This is a genomic window from Macrococcus capreoli (assembly GCF_025628935.1).
Lineage (GTDB): Bacteria > Bacillota > Bacilli > Staphylococcales > Staphylococcaceae > Macrococcoides > Macrococcoides capreoli.
Map to the genome: position 1 here is coordinate 213,998 of NZ_JAOTIS010000001.1, position 17,813 is coordinate 231,810.

The window sequence follows — 17,813 nt, forward strand, 5'->3', positions numbered from 1 at the left end:
GAGGCAATTTTATGCATCTATTTGAAGAAGAAGTTATTGCATATTTACAATCATTAAAAGGAAATGCAATTACGGTAGAAGAAATTGAAACACATCTCGGATTAAAAGATGCAGATGCCTTTACTGGACTCGTGAAAACATTAGTTGCATTAGAGCAGACAGGTAGAATTCAACGTACAAAGAATGATAAATATTATATGCCAGGAAGTCCTGGTGAATTAGTGCAAGGGACTTTAAGTCAACATAAAAAAGGCTTTGCATTTGTACGCCCTGACAATGAAACAATAGAAGATGTCTTTATTCCGCCGAATAAGATTAATCGTGCGATGGATGGTGACACAGTACTAGTGAAAGTGTCTAAAGCTAATGACGGGCGTAATGAAGGTGAAGTTAAAGCGATTCAAAAGCGTGCAATTACGCAAGTGGTTGGGACATATACTGAAGCACGACATTTTGGTTTCGTATTACCGGATGATAAACGTATCACGCAAGATATCTTTATTCCTAAAGGTAAAAATTTAGGTGCTGTAGAAGGGCATAAAGTATTAGTAGAACTTACACAATACGCTGATGGCACAAATAATCCAGAAGGTATGGTTAAAGCGATTCTAGGACATAAAAATGATCCTGGTGTCGATATATTATCAATCATCTACAATCATGGTATTAATATCGACTTTAATCCTGCAACGATTGAAGAAGCGAATCAAGTACCTGATGAAATAGATGAAAAAGATTATAAAAACCGTGTGGATTTACGTGACGTATTAACGATTACGATTGACGGTGCAGATGCGAAAGACTTAGATGACGCGATTAGTGTAGAAAAACTTGATAATGGTAATTACAACTTGATTGTATCGATAGCGGATGTCAGTCATTATGTCACTGAAGGTTCTATGCTTGATCAAGATGCGTTTGAACGTGGAACAAGTGTATATTTAGTGGACCGTGTGATACCGATGATTCCACATCGCTTAAGTAACGGCATTTGTTCGTTAAATCCAAAAGTTGACCGATTAACATTAAGTTGTGAGATGGAAATTGACCATACAGGTCATGTTGTCAATCATTCTATTTATCAAAGTGTGATTCATTCGGATGAACGTATGACGTATGATGCGGTTAACCGTATATTAGAAGATAAAGATGAGATATTGATTCATGAATATCAACATATACATGAAATGTTGATAAACGCGAAAGACTTAGCAGATATCTTAAAGCAAATGCGTGTGAAACGTGGAGAAATTGACTTTGACTTAAAAGAAGCAAAGATTTTAGTCGATGAAGTTGGCGTTCCGAAAGAAGTAGTCATTCGTGAGCGAGGCTTAGGTGAGCGACTGATTGAATCATTTATGTTAATGGCAAATGAAACAGTTGCTGAACATTTTGCGAAACTTAAAGTGCCGTTTATTTATCGTATACACGAAGAACCGAAAGCCGATCGTTTGAAACGTTTTTTTGAATTTATTACAAACTTCGGGTTAATCGTTAAAGGCGGTACCGAGAATATCCATCCGAAGACGTTACAAAATATCGGAAAAGAAATTAAAGATAAACCTGAAGAACTAGTGATTTCAACATTGATGTTACGTTCAATGCAACAGGCGAAATATTCAGAGCAGAACTTAGGACACTTTGGATTGTCGGCTGAATATTATACGCATTTTACATCGCCGATCAGACGTTATCCGGATTTAATCGTGCATCGATTAATCCGTAAATATTTAATTGAGCATTCTATGAATGAAGAGCAGAAAGAGCTTTGGGCTGATAAATTAGTAGATATTAGTGAACATACTTCAAAACGTGAACGACGCGCGATTGATGCCGAACGCGATACGGATGACTTGAAGAAAGCAGAATATATGATTCAGCATTTAGGAGAACAATTTGACGGTATTATTAGTTCTGTCGCGAACTTCGGAATGTTTGTGGAGTTAGAGAATACGATTGAAGGTATGGTTCATAATTCAAATATGACGGATGATTATTATCACTTTGATGAGCGACATATGGCAATGATTGGTGAACGACACGGTAAAGTGTTTAAGATTGGTCAGAAAGTAAAAGTAAAAGTTGTCGATGTGAATGTCGAAGAACGTATGATTGACTTTGCGATTGTCGGCATGGACATGGATAAGATTGAAAGTAAAATTCGAGAAGTGAAAATAAAAGCAGAACGTAGAAGTGGTAGCAACCAATCTAATCAAAAGCCCCGTAAAAAAGGTCGCGGTAAAGCGGCAGGAGAAAAATTCAGTAAAGCAGCGAAGAAAAAAGGTGGTAAAAAGCCATTCTATAAATCGAAAGCTGTGAAAAATGCTGGTCGAGGTAAAAAGAAATAGAGGTGAAGTTATGCCGAAAGGTGAAGGGAAAACGTTAGCACAAAATAGAAAAGCGAGTCATGACTATACGATAGAAGAAACGTTTGAAGCGGGTATCGTTCTGCAGGGGACTGAAATTAAATCGATACGCCGTGGCAGTGCCAATCTGAAAGACTCTTATGCAAGAGTCTATAACGGTGAATTGTATGTATATAATATGCATATTGCACCGTACGAAGAAGGGAATCGCTTTAATCATGATCCGCTGAGAACGCGTAAGTTACTTATGAAACGTAAACAAATCGATAAATTGTTCGGTCAGACGCGTGAGCAAGGGTACGCGTTAGTGCCACTTAAGTTATATATTAAGAATGGTTACTGTAAAATGCTTGTTGGTCTTGCAAAGGGTAAGAAAGATTACGATAAGCGACATGCGTTGAAAGCAAAAGAAGCGAAACGTGAAATGGATAGAGCGTTGAAAGAACGCGCAAACTACTAATCAATGGATTAGTAGTTTTTTTATTTATATATAAATTTGTGTCCAAAATGCTTCCTAAAAAATTGAAAAACCGCTCAACCATGCGGTTAAGCGGCTAATGTATGGAGACGGCGGGAGTCGAACCCGCGTCCAAAGATCCTGCAATTGATACTTCTACGTGTGTAGTCCTGTTATTAAAGTTCACGATACATCTGAAAACGGACATCCGAATGTATCGCTAGCCCGATTAATCTCTTACGAACTGACTACAGGCGGAAGTGTTCGTCGTATCCTACTAAAGTTGAACCTCTACATCAGGCACATAGGCGATGCTTGAGAGAGGTGCAGAGTGCGATTAGGCAGCTACTGCGAAATTGTTTGTTTTGCCAGTTATTATAACTGTTGTGTTGATAACGAAGACAACCCTCCGACACGCTATACCAACCCAAGTGACCCCTGTCGAATCCGTAACGCCCCCGAGATAGTATGATAAAATAACTAGCATATTTAAATATAACAAAATTCAAATTAGATTTCAAATAAATTATAAAAAAAGCCCCTATGCTTAAATAGAGGCCATAGAAATAGATTATTTTCGTAATAAATCACGGATTTCAGTTAATAACTGTACATTTTCTTCAACGGTTTCTTCAGTCGGTTGAGCTTTTGTTAATTTATTGATGATTTGAATAAACATGAAGATTGCGAATGCAACGATAATAAAGTCGATAATTGATTGAACAAATAAACCGTATTTAATTCCTTTATATACCCAATTAGACGCAAAATCAGTATTGCCAAAAATAAGACCAATTACAGGCATAATAATATCAGCTACTAATGATGCTATAATTTTTCCAAAAGCTGCACCAAGAACAACTGCCACAGCCAATTCTAAAACGTTCCCTTTTAATGCGAATGCTTTAAATTCCTTAAACATATAGATTCCTCCTTTCTCAAAAAAAGTATAATTAAAATGCAATATGTATGTATATTGCATTTTAATTATACTATGAATACCTTAATAATCCTATTGATATCCCGGAATAAGAAAAATAATTTGATTCTAGCTAAGTTTAAGCGCTTTTTATATAAATTTTCTTTTCATCGTAATCAATAGTTACAGCAATTTGATTATTATTGTTTCTATTGTTGAATTCGACAGTACCATCATTTTGTTTTATAAATTCAATAATATCCATCACACTATGACTTTTATAAATAGGTTTTGTAATAGCAATATAGTTTTCATTTTCTACTAGACGTATCGCTATCTTAGTATGATTATCAATCGTCCAGCCTGGTAATGTTTTTAAATCAAATAGTGTTTTCACTTAATAAGCCTCCATATTTTTATTCAATATGCGTTCCAATATAAATTCTACTGAATTTAAAATATGGGTATAATTGATACAATTAATTGAACAATTAAGGTAAAATAGAATTAAGCTATTGTTCAATAATTAACAGCACTTTTCTATTTTACCATACTTTCACTGTTAATATTGGATAAATCAGAGGAGGACTTATCATGACGGAGCAAAAAGGTGCGATTCCAAAGGTAATATTAACGTTATCGAATGTTCAAAATACAGATAACGAAATCATTCAGGAAGCGATTCAATACGCTGATTATTTCGATGTCATTGAATATCGTGCGGATTTAGTAAATGAAACTATTGCATTTTATGAAACAGAGATTCAATGGATCAAATCAAAGTTCCCATCGAAACAAATACTGTTTACATATCGAACAGAAGATTTAAATGGCAAAACTAAAATTACGATGGATGCATACTTCGAATTATTAAAAGCGGTGATTGAGAAAAAATTATGTAATATTATCGATTTAGAATTAATGATGTACGACGATTATATGCAAAAATTATTAGAATTAGCACGTGCAAACGACATTGAAGTATTAATAAGTCATCATGAATACGAATTTACACCACGTATAAAAGATATGCTCGCAATTTATAATCGTATGATTCAATTAAACGCAGATTATTGTAAACTTGCCGTCAAACCAAATGACGGTAAAGATGTGCTTAATTTAATGTCGGTTGTGTATGAAACGAAGCAAAATTGCAATTTAAATATTATCGGTATCGCGATGGAGGAAATCGGAAGAATTACGCGTGTTGCATGTGGTGTGTTCGGCTCTTCAATGACGTTTGGATATGTTGGAGAACCGGTAGCACCAGGTCAAATTCATATTAAAGATTTACACGACCAAATCACGCTATATAAATCATAATTTACAAATGCAAATGACTTCTTTATAATTGATAATGGTTATCAATTATAAAGGGGTTTTTATTATGGAATTAAAAGAGGCAATTAAAAATAGAAGAAGTATTAAACAATATATTGATACTCATGTTGAAGATGAACGTGTCGTTCGAGCGATTGATCTTGCAACGTATAGCCCGAATCATGGTATGCGTGAACCATGGCGTATAAATTGGGTGAAAAAAGACCGACTTGAAGATTATGCGCGTGCATTTGCCAATATTGCGTTTAAAAATAATGACGCAAAAATAAATAAGCATATTGAAAGTACGCAATTATTAGCAGGCATATTGATTGTCATCGGGCCGCGTGATCGTCGTCAGAAAGAACATTTAGAAGATGTACTGGCGATTGGTGGGTTCATGCAAACGTTATGTTTAGCGCTTTATGAAGAAGGCGTAGGTAGTTGCATAAAGACGCAGCCACCATTATTAAATCCAGAATTGTCCAGACACTTAGGGTGCAATGATGACGAAATGATTTACGGTGCTGTGTACTTAACTGCGCAAACTGAAGCGGAGTTTAAAGTAAGAAAAAACAATCAATTAATCTCTGAATATTAAACAAAAAGTCATCCTAACAACACAAACATTAGGATGACTTTAGATTATTTAAGGTTTTCTGCTAAAAATGCTTTAACTGATTCAGGTGTTTTTGCATTCGCTGAGTGTAAATGAGCAAGCTTTTCACCTTTTTCAAATATTAATATACTTGGAATACCCATTACTTCATTTTCATCCGCTGCTTCTGGGACTTGATCGCGGTTGATTTTATACCATGTATAATCATTATACTCATCAACAATCGGATCTATCCAGAAATCCATACGTGTACAATCCGGGCACCAATCGGCAAAGAATTTCACAATTACTTTTTCATCCTGGTTGATGATATCTTTAAATTCTTCATATTGACTTATCGTTCTCATTGTTATTACCTCACAATATTTTTTTATGTCATTATTATATACCTTTTTATTGAAATAGAAAACGATAAGGATTGAAGTTGTATATGTTAATAATAATTGTTAATATGATGTTAACTGATTAAGGAGGACACAACATGATTAAATTTTATCAATTACCGAACTGTAGTACGTGTAGAAAAGCAGCTCAATATTTAGAAACACATGGCGTAAGTTTTGAACCGATTCATATTGTAGAACATACACCGACAGCGAAAGAATTTGAACAAATCATTGCAGCAACAAATGTTGATGTTGATTTATTATTTAATAAACAAGGCACGAAATTTAAGGCATTAAACCTTAAAGAAACGTTAAGCGAAAAGACAATGGAAGAAAAATTAGCATTGCTTGCATCTGATGGGATGTTAGTGAAAAGACCGTTAGCAGTCAACGGTTCTAAAATTACATTAGGATTCAAAGAACAGGAATACGAGCACACTTGGTTATAAAATGATTGAATAAACGCTTACATTATGTCATTATTATAAATGATAGTACTTTTATTAAACGGAGGGTTTTATAATGTCAAACTTAAAATTTTCAAAAGACCATGAATGGGTAAAATCAGAAGATAACGTAAAAACAATCGGAATTACAGACTTTGCACAATCTGAATTAGGGGATATCGTATTCGTTGAATTACCTGAAGTTGGTGACGAAATCGAAGTTGGCGCACCATTTGGTAGCGTTGAATCAGTTAAGACTGTATCTGAATTATATGCACCAATCTCTGGTAAAGTAATCGAAGTTAACTCAGAATTAGAAGATTCACCTGAATTAGTGAATGAATCAGCAATGGATCAAGCGTGGATGATTAAAGTTGAAGCTGACGATGCTGGTTTAGAAGATTTAATGGATCAAGCACAATATGATGAAATGATTAACGCATAAATGTTATAATTTCCTTGATAATATGATTATCAAGGAAATTTTTTTGTAAACGTACGTCAAAACTGAATACAATATGATAAAAAGGTGATGGACATGTCTGTAATTACTAAAGTTATCGTAGTAGAAGGTAAGCTTGATAAACTAAGATTACAAGAAGTATTATCTGAGCCTGTACATATTATTTGCACGAATGGCACGATGGGTATCGGTAAACTGGATGATATGATTGAAGATTTATATCATCATAAAGTTTATATTATGACAGATAGTGATAAAGCCGGTCGTAAGATTAGGTCGTGGTTTAAACGACATTTAAGTGAGAGTAATCATATTCATATTGATCCGAAATATGGTGAAGTGGGCAATTGTCCGCTTGACTATTTAGCACGTACGATGGAAAAGCATCAATTTGATGTAAAAGCGCATTTCAACTGGAAAGGTAAACCCGCACATTATGAACTTAAACAAGCGTTTGCAATATGAGGGAATAGCATCACCTTATATTGTTTTTGGATATACACCGTTTTGTGGTACTTGTAAACTGGCTGAGAAGATGCTGGATATTACAAGTGCTGCAAAGCAAGTTCAAGTTAAAAAGATCGATTTAAATTATTATGAAGATATCAGCCAGCATTTTTGCATACAAAGCGTTCCTGTCATGTTATTTGTGAAGGATGGTATTGTGAAAGATATTTCGTATCAGTTTGAATCTGTTACAACTTTATACGAAAATATAAATTTACTGTTGACGAAATACTAAAACTATTTTAATATTAAACACATATTAAATTACAACTGAATATGCTCTTATCAAGAGAGGTGGAGGGATGTGCCCTATGAAACCCGGCAACCGTCAATACGACAAGGTGCCAATTCACATAAAGTTGATAACTTTAGAAGATGAGAGAGTCGACAATAGATTATTATCGTCTTTCTTATGTTCGCATAAGAAAGACGTTTTTTGTTAGGAGGACAAAATTGATTACATTAAATAATGTTGTAAAAACATTTACAACGAAAAAAGGAAATATTCAAGCGGTTGACCATGTCAATTTAGAAATACAAAGTGGAGAAATATATGGCATCATCGGTTTCAGTGGTGCTGGTAAAAGTACGTTAATCCGCATGTTTAACGGTTTAGAGTTACCGACGAGTGGTGATGTTATCGTTAACGGTAGTACGATTAACAAACTGTCTAAGCAGCAATTAAATAAAGAGCGTCAGAAAATCTCAATGATATTCCAGCACTTTAATTTACTGTGGAGCAGAACGGTGTATGACAATATCGCTTTACCATTAGAAATCGCTGGTGTAAAGAAAAGTGATATTGATCCGAAAGTGAAATCGTTAATTAAACTTGTAGGACTTGAAGGGCGCGAAAATGCATTTCCTTCTGAATTATCGGGAGGACAAAAACAACGTGTAGGAATTGCACGCGCATTAAGTAATGATCCGAAAGTATTACTTTGTGATGAAGCAACAAGTGCGCTTGACCCACAAACGACAGATGAAATATTAGATTTACTCGTTGATATTAATAAATCATTAAACTTAACGATTATATTAATTACACATGAAATGGAAGTTATTCGTAAGATTTGTCATAAAGTCGCAGTGATGGAATTAGGTAAAGTTGTTGAAGAAGGTTCAGTTATTGAAGTATTTAACCATCCGAAGACGAATATTACGAAACGTTTCGTTCGTGACGATATCCAGGATAATGAAACAGAAGCTTCCATTGAAGAAATTAAATTAGCATATCCTCATGGCAGTATATTACGATTGAAATTTGTCGGCTCATCAACAGGCCAACCGATTGTAAGTAAAGTCATTAAGAAATATGGTCTGGATATGAATATTCTTGCTGGTAATGTAAAACATACACAATCAGGATCGTTCGGTAATTTAATCGTACATGTTGAAGGGGTCAACGGTTCACTCCAACCTATTGCTGAAGAATTACAACGTCATGGTGTAGAGATGGAGGTAGAACGACATGGATAAATTTATGAACACATTAACAGATATGTTAAGTATGAAGAATGTAGTATGGTCAGATGTCTGGACAGCAACCGTTGAAACGTTATCGATGACATTTATCTCCGCCATTTTTACATTTATCTTTGGATTAATTATCGGTATTATTTTATTTTTAACGTCACGCAGTAAATCGAAAGCAGCACGTGTTTTTTATAGTATTACGGCATTTATCGTGAACTTATTTAGAGCGATTCCGTTCATTATATTAATCTTATTATTATTCCCGTTCACAAACCTTATTATGAATACAATTAGTGGTGTGAAAGGTGCATTACCGGCATTAATTATCGGTGCAGCACCATTCTATGCGCGATTAGTTGAAATTGGATTAAAAGAAATTGATAAAGGTGTCATTGAAGCAGTTGAATCAATGGGTGCGAATACGTGGACATTAATTAAGAAAGTATTAATTCCGGAAAGTTTACCCGCAATTATTTCAGGTATTACCGTGACAACAATTGCGCTTGTTGGATCAACAGCAATTGCCGGTGTTATCGGTGCCGGTGGTTTAGGTAACTTAGCGTACTTAGTTGGTTTTACACGCGGACAAAATGATGTCATCTTTGTTTCAACAGTGATTATATTACTGATTGTGTTTGCGATTCAGTTTGTCGGTGACTTCATTACTAAGAAAGTTGATAAACGATAATTATCCATTCGGATTTTTATAAATAATAAACTAAAAATTAAATAAGAGGAGTGTTATCATGAAGAAATTTTTATATGTAATATTTGCAGCATCTTTAATTTTAGTATTAGCCGCTTGTGGCAATGGAAAAGAGAGTAAATCATCTAAATCAGATGAAAAGACAATCGTTGTTGGTGCTTCACCTGCACCACATGCAGAAATATTAGAACAAGCGAAAGCAGCACTTAAAAAAGAAGGATACGACTTAAAAATTAAAATCATCAATGATTATACGACTCCTAACCGTATGTTAACGGAAGGTGACCTTGATGCGAACTTCTTCCAGCACACACCGTATTTAGAAACTGAGAAAAAAGCTAAAGGATATAAAATTGAATCAGCAGGGAACGTACATATTGAACCGATGGCTGTGTATTCTAAAAAAGTTAAATCATTAAAAGATTTACCTAAAGGCGCTACAGTGTATGTTTCAAATAACCCAGCTGAAGAAGGCCGTTTCTTATCATTCTTTACAAAAGAAGGATTAATTAAATTAAAAGATGGCGTAGATCCAGTTAAAGCAACATTTAAAGATATCGTTGAAAACAAAAAAGATATTCAATTCAACAATAAACAAGCAGCTGAGTTTGTACCGAAAACTTATAATAACGGTGAAGGTGATGCGACAATCATCAACTCAAACTTTGCATTAGAAAACAAATTGAATCCGGTTAAAGATTCAATTGCAATTGAAGGTAAAGATTCACCATATGCTAACCTTATCGCCGTTCAGGAAGGACATAAAGACGATAAGAAAATTAAAGCGTTAGTGAAAGTATTACAATCAAAAGAAATTCAAGACTTTATTAACAAGAAATATAATGGATCTGTGATCCCTGCGAAGTAATAGCAGAGGCTGTTTTCAATGCGTTAAGGTCCGAATAAATTGAAAACGCCGTTTAGTCAGGAAAGACTGTCTTCAAAGGCTATATCCAAAATAAAAGAACCTTACCGTAATCAACTGATTTATGGTAAGGTTCTTTTTCTAATTAAAGATAATTATCGCAATTAAAGCAAGTAATGCAGGTAATCCTTGTTTAATCAGTATTCCTTTGCTGCTCGTCATCGCTCCGTACACTGCTGCAATGATAACGAATATTACAAACATCGTCGTAATTTCTAGTGTGTGTGCACTAAAGAATAATCCATACGCTAATCCTGCAGCTAAAAAACCATTATATAATCCCTGGTTTTTAAATAATGTCTTAACTCTATCGTCCTGTAAAAAGCTTTGCTCAATATTGAATGTTGCTGCAGCCCGTTTAGAATCACTAAAAAACATTTCTAACATCATAATATAAACATGTTCAATACACACAATTGTTGCGAGTATCGTTGAAATTATATACATAATAGCCTCCTCTATTTATTAGTTTTATTGTATATCAAATGGTTGTGATAGCCTATTATAAGCTTTCATTTTCAATAAATATTGTAATATTCTCAATCCGTATAAAAAAGTTAGCCCGTTTAATTTAATAAAAGACTGAATTAGGTTATAATAAAGACTGTGATTTAAGTCATAGGTCTTTGACCTCAGATTAAAATTATTATAAACTAGATAAGACGAAATTATTATATATATCGGAGGGAATTCAACATGGTATCAGTATTAGAAATTAAAGATTTACACGTGTCTATTGAAGGTAAAGAAATTTTAAAAGGTGTAAATTTAACAATTAAACAAAATGAAATTCACGCAATTATGGGACCAAACGGTACTGGTAAATCTACATTATCATCAGCAATTATGGGTCATCCTAAATATGAAGTAACACAAGGTGAAGTATTACTTGACGGTAAAAACGTATTAGAGATGGAAGTTGATGAACGCGCACAAGCAGGTCTATTCCTAGCAATGCAATATCCTTCTGAAATTTCTGGTGTAACAAATGCTGATTTCTTACGTTCAGCAATTAACGCGAAACGTGGTGAAGGTAACGAAATCAACTTAATGCAATTCATTAAGAAATTAGATAAAAACATGGAATATTTAGAAATGGATTTAGATATGGCACAACGATACTTAAACGAAGGATTCTCAGGTGGAGAAAAGAAACGTAACGAAATTCTTCAATTAATGATGTTAGAACCAAAATTCGCTATCTTAGATGAAATTGACTCAGGTTTAGATATCGATGCGTTAAAAGTTGTTTCTAAAGGGATTAACGCAATGCGCGGCGAAAACTTCGGTTGCTTAATCATTACGCATTACCAACGTTTATTAAACTACATTACACCTGACCATGTACACGTAATGATGCAAGGTAGAGTGGTTAAATCAGGTGGCGAAGAATTAGCAAAACGTCTTGAAGCAGAAGGTTATGACTGGATTAAACAAGAGTTAAACATTCAAGATGAAACTGTAAACGCGTAAGCCTGATTAATAACTAGGAGGAAAATGTGATGAGCACAATAGATGTAACGAACGAGATACTTAAAGATTTCTCAAGCTCACGTAAAGAACCATCATGGATGACAGATTTACGTGTAGATGCTTTCGGTAAAATCAATACAATTGAAATGCCGAAACCAGATAAAACAAAATTAGATAAATGGGTATTTGATGTCCATCATAAAGATATTAAAAGTGATGTGTATGCTTCAACAGACGCATTACCAGAAGCAGTTAAAAACTTATTAGATATGGACAATGTTGAAAACTTAATCGTTCAACATAATAACACTCCCGCATTAGTTAAAGTTGAACAATCTTTAATTGATCAAGGTGTTATTATTAAAGATATTGAAACAGCATTAATTGAAAATGCTGACTTAGTGAAACAATATTATATGACTGAAGCGGTAAAAGTTGACGAACATCGTTTAACAGCATTACATGCTGCAATGATGAACGGTGGATTATTCGTTTACGTTCCACGCAATGTTATCGTAGAAAACGCAATTCAATACGTAGTATTACATGACGATGCAGATGTAAATATTATTAACCATTTAGTAATCGTTGCTGATCAAAGTGCAGAAGTGACTTACGTTGAGAACTATTTATCAACAGTTGAAACGAAAGATGCACAATTAAACATTATTTCAGAAGTGATCGCGAAAGATAACGCTAAAATCACGTACGGTGCTGTAGACTTCTTAAATAAAGGATTCACTGGTCATGTGATTCGTCGTGGTATGGCAGCGAAAGATGCAACAATTGACTGGGCATTAGGCTTAATGAATGACGGCGATACAATTAACGACAATACAACTTACTTAAATGGCGATAACGCTAAGAGTGATTTAAAGATTGTCGTTGTAGGTCGTGGCGAACAAAAATTAAACTTCACAACACAAATTATTCAATATGGTAAAGCAAGTGAAGGTCACATCTTAAAACATGGTGTAATGAAAGATTCAGCTTCATCAATCTTTAATGGTATTGGACACATTAAACATGGTGGAACGAAAGCAGATGCACAACAAGAATCTCGTGTCTTAATGTTATCTGAGAAAGCACGCGGAGACGCCAACCCAATTCTATTAATCGATGAAGATGATGTCACAGCAGGTCACGCAGCATCTGTTGGTCGTGTTGATCCAATGCAATTATTTTATTTAATGAGTCGTGGTATTTCTAAACAGGAAGCTGAACGTTTAGTGATTCATGGTTTCTTAGCACCAGTTGTTACAGAATTACCGATTGAAGCAGTCAAACGTCAATTAACAGATGTTATCGAAGAAAAAGTAATGGGTAAATTATAATTATTAAATACGTTCTGAAAGGTCTTGATAATAAATGACCAATTTAAATATTGATGCAATCAGAAAAGATTTTCCGATATTAAGTGAGCAAGTAAATGGAAAAGATTTAGTTTATTTAGATTCTTCTGCTACAAGTCAGAAACCGTTAAGTGTAATCGATAAAACAAAATATTACTATGAGCATATGAACGCAAATGTACATCGTGGTGTACACACTTTAGGGACGCGTGCGACAGATGGATACGAAAATGCACGCGAAACTGTTCGTGCATTCATCAATGCGAAGTATTTTGAAGAAATTATATTCACACGTGGGACGACAACTGCAATTAATACAGTGGCACAGAGTTATGGTGATATGGCAGTTCAGGAAGGTGATGAAATTGTCATCACCCAGATGGAACATCATGCGAACTTAGTCCCGTGGCAGCAACTTGCGAAACGTAAAAAAGCCGTGTTGAAATATATTCCAATGGAAGCAGATGGAACGATTACATTAGAAAATGTAAGAGCAACAATTACGAATAAAACAAAAATCGTGGCAATGGCTCACGTTTCAAATGTATTAGGTACGATTAATGATGTGAAAAGTGTCGCACAAATTGCACATGAACATGGCGCAATTATGGTGGTTGATGGCGCACAATCTATTCCACATATGAAAGTCGATGTTGTAGATTTAGATTGTGATTTCTTCGCATTCAGTGGTCATAAAATGTTAGGCCCAACAGGTATTGGTGCATTATACGGTAAGAAAGCATTACTGAATAAAATGGAGCCAATAGAGTTTGGTGGCGATATGATTGACTTTGTAGGTTTACAAGAATCGACATGGACGGAATTACCGACGAAGTTTGAAGCGGGAACACCATTAATCGCTGAAGCAGTTGGTTTAGCAGAAGCGATCAACTATTTAACTGAAGTCGGTATGGATAACATCCTAGCTTACGAACACGAATTAACAGCTTATGCATACGAAAAGATGAGTGAAATTGAAGGTGTTGAAATATACGGTCCTGCAGCAGACAAACGTGCCGGGTTAATTACATTCAATTTACAAGGTGTTCATCCCCATGATTTAGCGACTGCATTAGATTCACATGGGATTGCCATTCGTGCAGGGCACCATTGTGCGCAACCGTTAATGAAATGGTTAAATCAATCATCTACAGCACGTGCAAGTTTCTACATCTATAACACAAAAGATGAAATAGACACATTCGTTCAAAGCCTGAAAGAAACAAAGGAGTTTTTCAGTTATGAGTTTTAATAATTTAGACCAACTTTATCGTTCGGTTATTATGGACCATTACAAGAACCCACGCAATAAAGGGGTCATTGAAGATGGTGCTTTAACAATTGATATGAATAACCCGACGTGTGGCGATCGCATTCGCTTAACGCTTGATATTCAGGATGAAGTTGTTCGTGATGCCAAGTTTGACGGCGAAGGTTGTTCAATTTCTATGTCGAGTGCTTCGATGATGACTGAAGCGATTAAAGGAAAGACAATTGCAGAAGCACTCAAAATGAGTGATGAATTCTCAAAGATGATGCTTGGTGAAGACTACGAAATAGAAGAAGATGCAGGGGATATCGAGGCGCTTTCAGGCGTTGCGAAATTCCCGGCACGTATTAAATGTGCGACGTTAGCGTGGAAAGCGCTGGAACGTGGCACGAAAAATGAAGAATAAAAGGAGTGAACGAAATGGTTAAACAAGCACCAGATGTTGGCGATTACAAATATGGTTTCCATGATAAAGACGTATCGATATTCCGTTCTGAACGAGGATTAACAGAAGATATCGTGAGAGAAATTTCTAAAATGAAAGATGAACCTGAATGGATGTTAGACTTCCGATTAAAATCTTTAAAACAATTCTACAAAATGCCTATGCCAATGTGGGGTGGGGATTTATCTGAATTAAACTTTGATGAAATTACGTATTACGTAAAACCATCTGAACATACAGAACGTTCATGGGATGAAGTTCCTGAAGAAATTAAACAAACATTTGATAAATTAGGTATTCCTGAAGCAGAACAAAAATATTTAGCAGGTGTATCAGCGCAGTATGAATCTGAAGTTGTATACCACAATATGCAGACAGATTTAGAAGAGCAAGGCATTATCTTTAAAGATACTGATTCAGCATTACGTGAGAATGAAGATATCTTTAAAGAACACTTTGCGAAAGTGATTCCACCTGCAGATAATAAATTTGCAGCTTTAAACTCAGCCGTTTGGTCTGGTGGATCATTCATCTACGTGCCAAAAGGTGTTAAATTAGAAACACCTTTACAAGCATACTTCCGTATTAATTCAGAAAATATGGGTCAATTCGAAAGAACGTTAATCATCGTTGATGAAGGCGCAAGCGTACATTATGTTGAAGGTTGTACTGCTCCAGTTTACACAACGAATTCATTACACTCGGCTGTAGTAGAAATCATCGTTAAGAAAGATGCATACTGCCGATATACAACAATTCAAAACTGGGCGAATAACGTATTCAACTTAGTTACGAAACGTACTTTCGTTTATGAAAACGGAACGATGGAATGGATTGATGGTAACATTGGTTCTAAACTTACAATGAAATACCCTGCATGTTACTTATTAGGTGAAGGTGCACGTGGTATGACATTATCAATCGCTTTAGCAGGTAAAGGACAAGTTCAGGATGCTGGTGCGAAAATGATGCACATGGCACCAAACACGTCTTCTACAATTGTTTCTAAATCGATTTCTAAACAAGGTGGTAAAGTTGTATACCGTGGTATCGTTCACTTCGGACGTAAAGCAACAGGTGCACGCTCAAATATCGAATGTGATACATTAATTATGGATAACGAATCTACATCAGATACAATCCCATACAACGAAATGTTAAATGACAATATTTCTTTAGAACACGAAGCGAAAGTTTCTAAAGTATCTGAAGAGCAATTATTCTACTTAATGAGTCGTGGTATTTCTGAAGAAGAAGCGACAGAAATGATCGTAATGGGCTTCATCGAGCCGTTCACTAAAGAATTACCGATGGAATACGCAGTTGAAATGAACCGTTTAATTAAGTTTGAAATGGAAGGTTCTATTGGTTAATTAACAATCCGTTATGTTAATTACATTAAATATTAAGAAAAGAGTTAAAAATGTTGGATAAACATTTTTAACTCTTTTTATATGAATAAACGATTTAATATTACAATTTATTGACTATAAACATGCAAAGGTTTAAATTTGTAATATATCAAATTATATAAGAGGTATGTATGAAAAAGTTTATTGTTGTTTTGTTCATCGTCATATTATGGAGTGCAGTATTCTTTCAATTATTTGGTAAAGATTATTTAGAACAGAAAAGAACAGCACAAATATCAGCACAATCTTATACGAAAGGATTTAAAGTAAGCCATAATGACACATTAAGAGATAAAATAAATCAACTCATCAAACAATATAACTACAATGGTAGTGTTTATATTACATATAATAATGAGACTGTTGTTGATCAATCATATGGCTTTAAAGATGCGGCGCAAAAAGAAAAATTTGGCAAGAAAAGCATGTACTTAATCGGCTCAAGTCAAAAATTAATTACAGGCATTATTACGAAACAATTGGTCGATAGTGGTAAAATTGACGTCAATGCAGCTGTACAACAATATATTCCTGACTTTGATTTAAAACAGATAAAAATTAAAGATTTAATCATTCATCGTTCTGGACTTGTAAAGTATGCCAATACCGGTCATTATCATGGCTTAGATGCATCTGTTGCTGAAATTAACAGAAACGGCTTCGGACCTGTACCTTATGGATCGTATTTATATAATGACGCCAACTACATTTTGCTGGCAAAAGTCATTGAAAATGTTACACACAAAACATATCAAGAAAATGTTGAAGCGCGTATTTTTAATAAGTATCATTTAAAAGAATCTGGATTCTTTGACGATAACAATTTAAGACCATTCTTTGTGAAGGGATTAACTGATGTTAACAATCAATGGGAAGAGATTGAACCGTTTGGTTTAGATAAGTTTGTCGGGGCAGGTAATATTTATATGTCACCAAAAGATATGGGTGTATTTTTAAATTATTTAATGCAGAATAAAGTATTAAATCAGCAGCAGTTAGATGACTTATTTGCGCCTTCGATATTCAATACAGATTCAAATTATCGCTACGGTTTTTATTTGAAGAAAGGATTTTATCGAACGCGCGGTTACTTTTTCGGGACAGACTTTGTCGGATTATTTAATCGAAACAAAGTCGTAGTCGTAGCAACGAATAAACAAAAAGAAAAAGACATACCGAATAATGAGAAACTTGCGCGCGAAATTTTTAAATTACTGAAATAAAGCAAATTATCAATACGTAATATTGAAGTGATCAGTGATGCTGGTCAC

21 protein-coding genes, 1 other RNA gene and 1 riboswitch are annotated in these 17,813 nt (G+C 34.7%); of the genes, 17 read left to right on the forward strand and 5 right to left on the reverse strand.

What is annotated here, in order from left to right:
* Positions 1-11: 11 nt before the first annotated feature.
* Together rnr and smpB are read left to right on the forward strand one after the other, a co-directional pair.
* Positions 12-2,348 (forward strand): ribonuclease R, encoded by a 2,337-nt coding sequence (gene rnr / locus OCL94_RS01085; RefSeq protein WP_262993682.1) that lies wholly within the window; start codon positions 12-14, stop codon positions 2,346-2,348.
* A 10-nt stretch (positions 2,349-2,358) separates the two neighbouring features.
* Entirely contained in the window at positions 2,359-2,826 is a 468-nt protein-coding gene (gene smpB, locus OCL94_RS01090; RefSeq protein WP_262993684.1) for an SsrA-binding protein SmpB, read from the forward strand.
* Between the two features lie 99 nt (positions 2,827-2,925).
* On the opposite strand, the gene ssrA is transcribed toward smpB, so the two are convergent.
* The 3 genes from ssrA to OCL94_RS01105 form a co-directional block, all read right to left on the reverse strand.
* Positions 2,926-3,283, reverse strand: a transfer-messenger RNA (tmRNA) gene (ssrA, locus tag OCL94_RS01095).
* A gap of 111 nt (positions 3,284-3,394) precedes the next feature.
* Positions 3,395-3,745, reverse strand: coding sequence for a large conductance mechanosensitive channel protein MscL (gene mscL, locus OCL94_RS01100; RefSeq protein WP_262993686.1), 351 nt, complete (start codon positions 3,743-3,745; stop codon positions 3,395-3,397).
* Between the two features lie 136 nt (positions 3,746-3,881).
* A complete protein-coding gene (locus OCL94_RS01105) occupies positions 3,882-4,139 on the reverse strand; it encodes a hypothetical protein (protein WP_262993688.1) in 258 nt (85 codons plus the stop codon).
* Positions 4,140-4,336: 197 nt separating this feature from the next.
* Between OCL94_RS01105 and aroD the strand changes: the two genes are divergently transcribed.
* Positions 4,337-5,065, forward strand: coding sequence for a type I 3-dehydroquinate dehydratase (gene aroD / locus OCL94_RS01110; RefSeq protein ID WP_262993690.1), 729 nt, complete (start codon positions 4,337-4,339; stop codon positions 5,063-5,065).
* Between the two features lie 64 nt (positions 5,066-5,129).
* Positions 5,130-5,663 carry a nitroreductase family protein gene (locus OCL94_RS01115; protein WP_262993692.1) on the forward strand — a complete coding sequence of 178 codons (534 nt, stop codon included), beginning with the start codon at positions 5,130-5,132 and terminating at the stop codon, positions 5,661-5,663.
* A 44-nt stretch (positions 5,664-5,707) separates the two neighbouring features.
* On the opposite strand, the gene OCL94_RS01120 is transcribed toward OCL94_RS01115, so the two are convergent.
* Entirely contained in the window at positions 5,708-6,028 is a 321-nt protein-coding gene (locus tag OCL94_RS01120) for a thioredoxin family protein (RefSeq protein ID WP_262993695.1), read from the reverse strand.
* A gap of 134 nt (positions 6,029-6,162) precedes the next feature.
* Between OCL94_RS01120 and OCL94_RS01125 the strand changes: the two genes are divergently transcribed.
* The 7 genes from OCL94_RS01125 to OCL94_RS01155 all read left to right on the forward strand — a co-directional run bounded on the left by OCL94_RS01125 (position 6,163) and on the right by OCL94_RS01155 (position 10,533).
* Positions 6,163-6,516, forward strand: a complete 354-nt coding sequence (locus OCL94_RS01125) for a Spx/MgsR family RNA polymerase-binding regulatory protein (protein ID WP_262993697.1) — start codon at positions 6,163-6,165, stop codon at positions 6,514-6,516.
* Between the two features lie 73 nt (positions 6,517-6,589).
* Positions 6,590-6,958 (forward strand): glycine cleavage system protein GcvH, encoded by a 369-nt coding sequence (gene gcvH / locus OCL94_RS01130; RefSeq protein WP_262993699.1) that lies wholly within the window; start codon positions 6,590-6,592, stop codon positions 6,956-6,958.
* Between the two features lie 93 nt (positions 6,959-7,051).
* Positions 7,052-7,441 (forward strand): toprim domain-containing protein, encoded by a 390-nt coding sequence (locus tag OCL94_RS01135; RefSeq protein WP_262993701.1) that lies wholly within the window; start codon positions 7,052-7,054, stop codon positions 7,439-7,441.
* A complete protein-coding gene (locus OCL94_RS01140) occupies positions 7,413-7,718 on the forward strand; it encodes a thioredoxin family protein (RefSeq protein ID WP_262993703.1) in 306 nt (101 codons plus the stop codon). Before OCL94_RS01135 ends, OCL94_RS01140 begins: the two co-directional genes overlap by 29 nt.
* Before the next feature lie 44 nt (positions 7,719-7,762).
* Positions 7,763-7,865, forward strand: a riboswitch (SAM riboswitch).
* A 71-nt stretch (positions 7,866-7,936) separates the two neighbouring features.
* The gene (locus OCL94_RS01145; RefSeq protein ID WP_262993705.1) at positions 7,937-8,962 is read left to right on the forward strand and encodes a methionine ABC transporter ATP-binding protein; all 1,026 of its coding nucleotides are present in this window, start codon (positions 7,937-7,939) and stop codon (positions 8,960-8,962) included.
* Positions 8,955-9,647 carry a methionine ABC transporter permease gene (locus OCL94_RS01150; protein WP_262993707.1) on the forward strand — a complete coding sequence of 231 codons (693 nt, stop codon included), beginning with the start codon at positions 8,955-8,957 and terminating at the stop codon, positions 9,645-9,647. Before OCL94_RS01145 ends, OCL94_RS01150 begins: the two co-directional genes overlap by 8 nt.
* A gap of 58 nt (positions 9,648-9,705) precedes the next feature.
* A complete protein-coding gene (locus OCL94_RS01155; protein WP_262993709.1) occupies positions 9,706-10,533 on the forward strand; it encodes a MetQ/NlpA family ABC transporter substrate-binding protein in 828 nt (275 codons plus the stop codon).
* Between the two features lie 138 nt (positions 10,534-10,671).
* Here OCL94_RS01155 and OCL94_RS01160 read toward each other — a convergent pair whose 3' ends face one another.
* On the reverse strand, positions 10,672-11,037 hold the full coding sequence (locus OCL94_RS01160; RefSeq protein ID WP_262993710.1) for a DUF1304 domain-containing protein: 366 nt from the start codon (positions 11,035-11,037) through the stop codon (positions 10,672-10,674).
* Between the two features lie 249 nt (positions 11,038-11,286).
* On the opposite strand from OCL94_RS01160, the gene sufC reads away from it, so the two are divergent.
* The 6 genes from sufC to OCL94_RS01190 all read left to right on the forward strand — a co-directional run bounded on the left by sufC (position 11,287) and on the right by OCL94_RS01190 (position 17,765).
* Positions 11,287-12,063: a Fe-S cluster assembly ATPase SufC gene (gene sufC, locus OCL94_RS01165; RefSeq protein ID WP_262993712.1), complete on the forward strand. Its 777-nt coding sequence runs from the start codon at positions 11,287-11,289 to the stop codon at positions 12,061-12,063.
* Between the two features lie 29 nt (positions 12,064-12,092).
* Positions 12,093-13,397 (forward strand): Fe-S cluster assembly protein SufD, encoded by a 1,305-nt coding sequence (gene sufD / locus OCL94_RS01170; protein ID WP_262993714.1) that lies wholly within the window; start codon positions 12,093-12,095, stop codon positions 13,395-13,397.
* 34 nt (positions 13,398-13,431) lie between these two features.
* Positions 13,432-14,667 (forward strand): cysteine desulfurase, encoded by a 1,236-nt coding sequence (locus tag OCL94_RS01175; protein WP_262993716.1) that lies wholly within the window; start codon positions 13,432-13,434, stop codon positions 14,665-14,667.
* The gene (gene sufU, locus OCL94_RS01180) at positions 14,657-15,091 is read left to right on the forward strand and encodes a Fe-S cluster assembly sulfur transfer protein SufU (RefSeq protein ID WP_262993718.1); all 435 of its coding nucleotides are present in this window, start codon (positions 14,657-14,659) and stop codon (positions 15,089-15,091) included. The genes OCL94_RS01175 and sufU overlap by 11 nt, the downstream gene beginning before the upstream one ends.
* A 14-nt stretch (positions 15,092-15,105) precedes the next feature.
* Positions 15,106-16,503 carry a Fe-S cluster assembly protein SufB gene (gene sufB, locus OCL94_RS01185; protein ID WP_262993719.1) on the forward strand — a complete coding sequence of 466 codons (1,398 nt, stop codon included), beginning with the start codon at positions 15,106-15,108 and terminating at the stop codon, positions 16,501-16,503.
* 170 nt (positions 16,504-16,673) lie between these two features.
* The gene (locus OCL94_RS01190; RefSeq protein WP_262993721.1) at positions 16,674-17,765 is read left to right on the forward strand and encodes a serine hydrolase domain-containing protein; all 1,092 of its coding nucleotides are present in this window, start codon (positions 16,674-16,676) and stop codon (positions 17,763-17,765) included.
* Positions 17,766-17,813 lie beyond the last annotated feature (48 nt).

What these genes read in the sequence shown, in the direction of transcription:
- OCL94_RS01120 (WP_262993695.1), bottom strand. Translation starts at nt 6,028, where the DNA reads ATGAGAACGATAAGTCAATATGAAGAATTTAAAGATATCATCAACCAG.
- sufC (WP_262993712.1), top strand. Translation starts at nt 11,287, where the DNA reads ATGGTATCAGTATTAGAAATTAAAGATTTACACGTGTCTATTGAAGGT.
- OCL94_RS01190 (WP_262993721.1), top strand. Translation starts at nt 16,674, where the DNA reads ATGAAAAAGTTTATTGTTGTTTTGTTCATCGTCATATTATGGAGTGCA.
- gcvH (WP_262993699.1), top strand. Translation starts at nt 6,590, where the DNA reads ATGTCAAACTTAAAATTTTCAAAAGACCATGAATGGGTAAAATCAGAA.
- OCL94_RS01160 (WP_262993710.1), bottom strand. Translation starts at nt 11,037, where the DNA reads ATGTATATAATTTCAACGATACTCGCAACAATTGTGTGTATTGAACAT.
- smpB (WP_262993684.1), top strand. Translation starts at nt 2,359, where the DNA reads ATGCCGAAAGGTGAAGGGAAAACGTTAGCACAAAATAGAAAAGCGAGT.
- sufB (WP_262993719.1), top strand. Translation starts at nt 15,106, where the DNA reads ATGGTTAAACAAGCACCAGATGTTGGCGATTACAAATATGGTTTCCAT.
- OCL94_RS01135 (WP_262993701.1), top strand. Translation starts at nt 7,052, where the DNA reads ATGTCTGTAATTACTAAAGTTATCGTAGTAGAAGGTAAGCTTGATAAA.
- OCL94_RS01125 (WP_262993697.1), top strand. Translation starts at nt 6,163, where the DNA reads ATGATTAAATTTTATCAATTACCGAACTGTAGTACGTGTAGAAAAGCA.
- OCL94_RS01155 (WP_262993709.1), top strand. Translation starts at nt 9,706, where the DNA reads ATGAAGAAATTTTTATATGTAATATTTGCAGCATCTTTAATTTTAGTA.
- aroD (WP_262993690.1), top strand. Translation starts at nt 4,337, where the DNA reads ATGACGGAGCAAAAAGGTGCGATTCCAAAGGTAATATTAACGTTATCG.
- OCL94_RS01140 (WP_262993703.1), top strand. Translation starts at nt 7,413, where the DNA reads ATGAACTTAAACAAGCGTTTGCAATATGAGGGAATAGCATCACCTTAT.
- OCL94_RS01150 (WP_262993707.1), top strand. Translation starts at nt 8,955, where the DNA reads ATGGATAAATTTATGAACACATTAACAGATATGTTAAGTATGAAGAAT.
- mscL (WP_262993686.1), bottom strand. Translation starts at nt 3,745, where the DNA reads ATGTTTAAGGAATTTAAAGCATTCGCATTAAAAGGGAACGTTTTAGAA.
- sufD (WP_262993714.1), top strand. Translation starts at nt 12,093, where the DNA reads ATGAGCACAATAGATGTAACGAACGAGATACTTAAAGATTTCTCAAGC.
- sufU (WP_262993718.1), top strand. Translation starts at nt 14,657, where the DNA reads ATGAGTTTTAATAATTTAGACCAACTTTATCGTTCGGTTATTATGGAC.
- OCL94_RS01115 (WP_262993692.1), top strand. Translation starts at nt 5,130, where the DNA reads ATGGAATTAAAAGAGGCAATTAAAAATAGAAGAAGTATTAAACAATAT.
- OCL94_RS01175 (WP_262993716.1), top strand. Translation starts at nt 13,432, where the DNA reads ATGACCAATTTAAATATTGATGCAATCAGAAAAGATTTTCCGATATTA.
- rnr (WP_262993682.1), top strand. Translation starts at nt 12, where the DNA reads ATGCATCTATTTGAAGAAGAAGTTATTGCATATTTACAATCATTAAAA.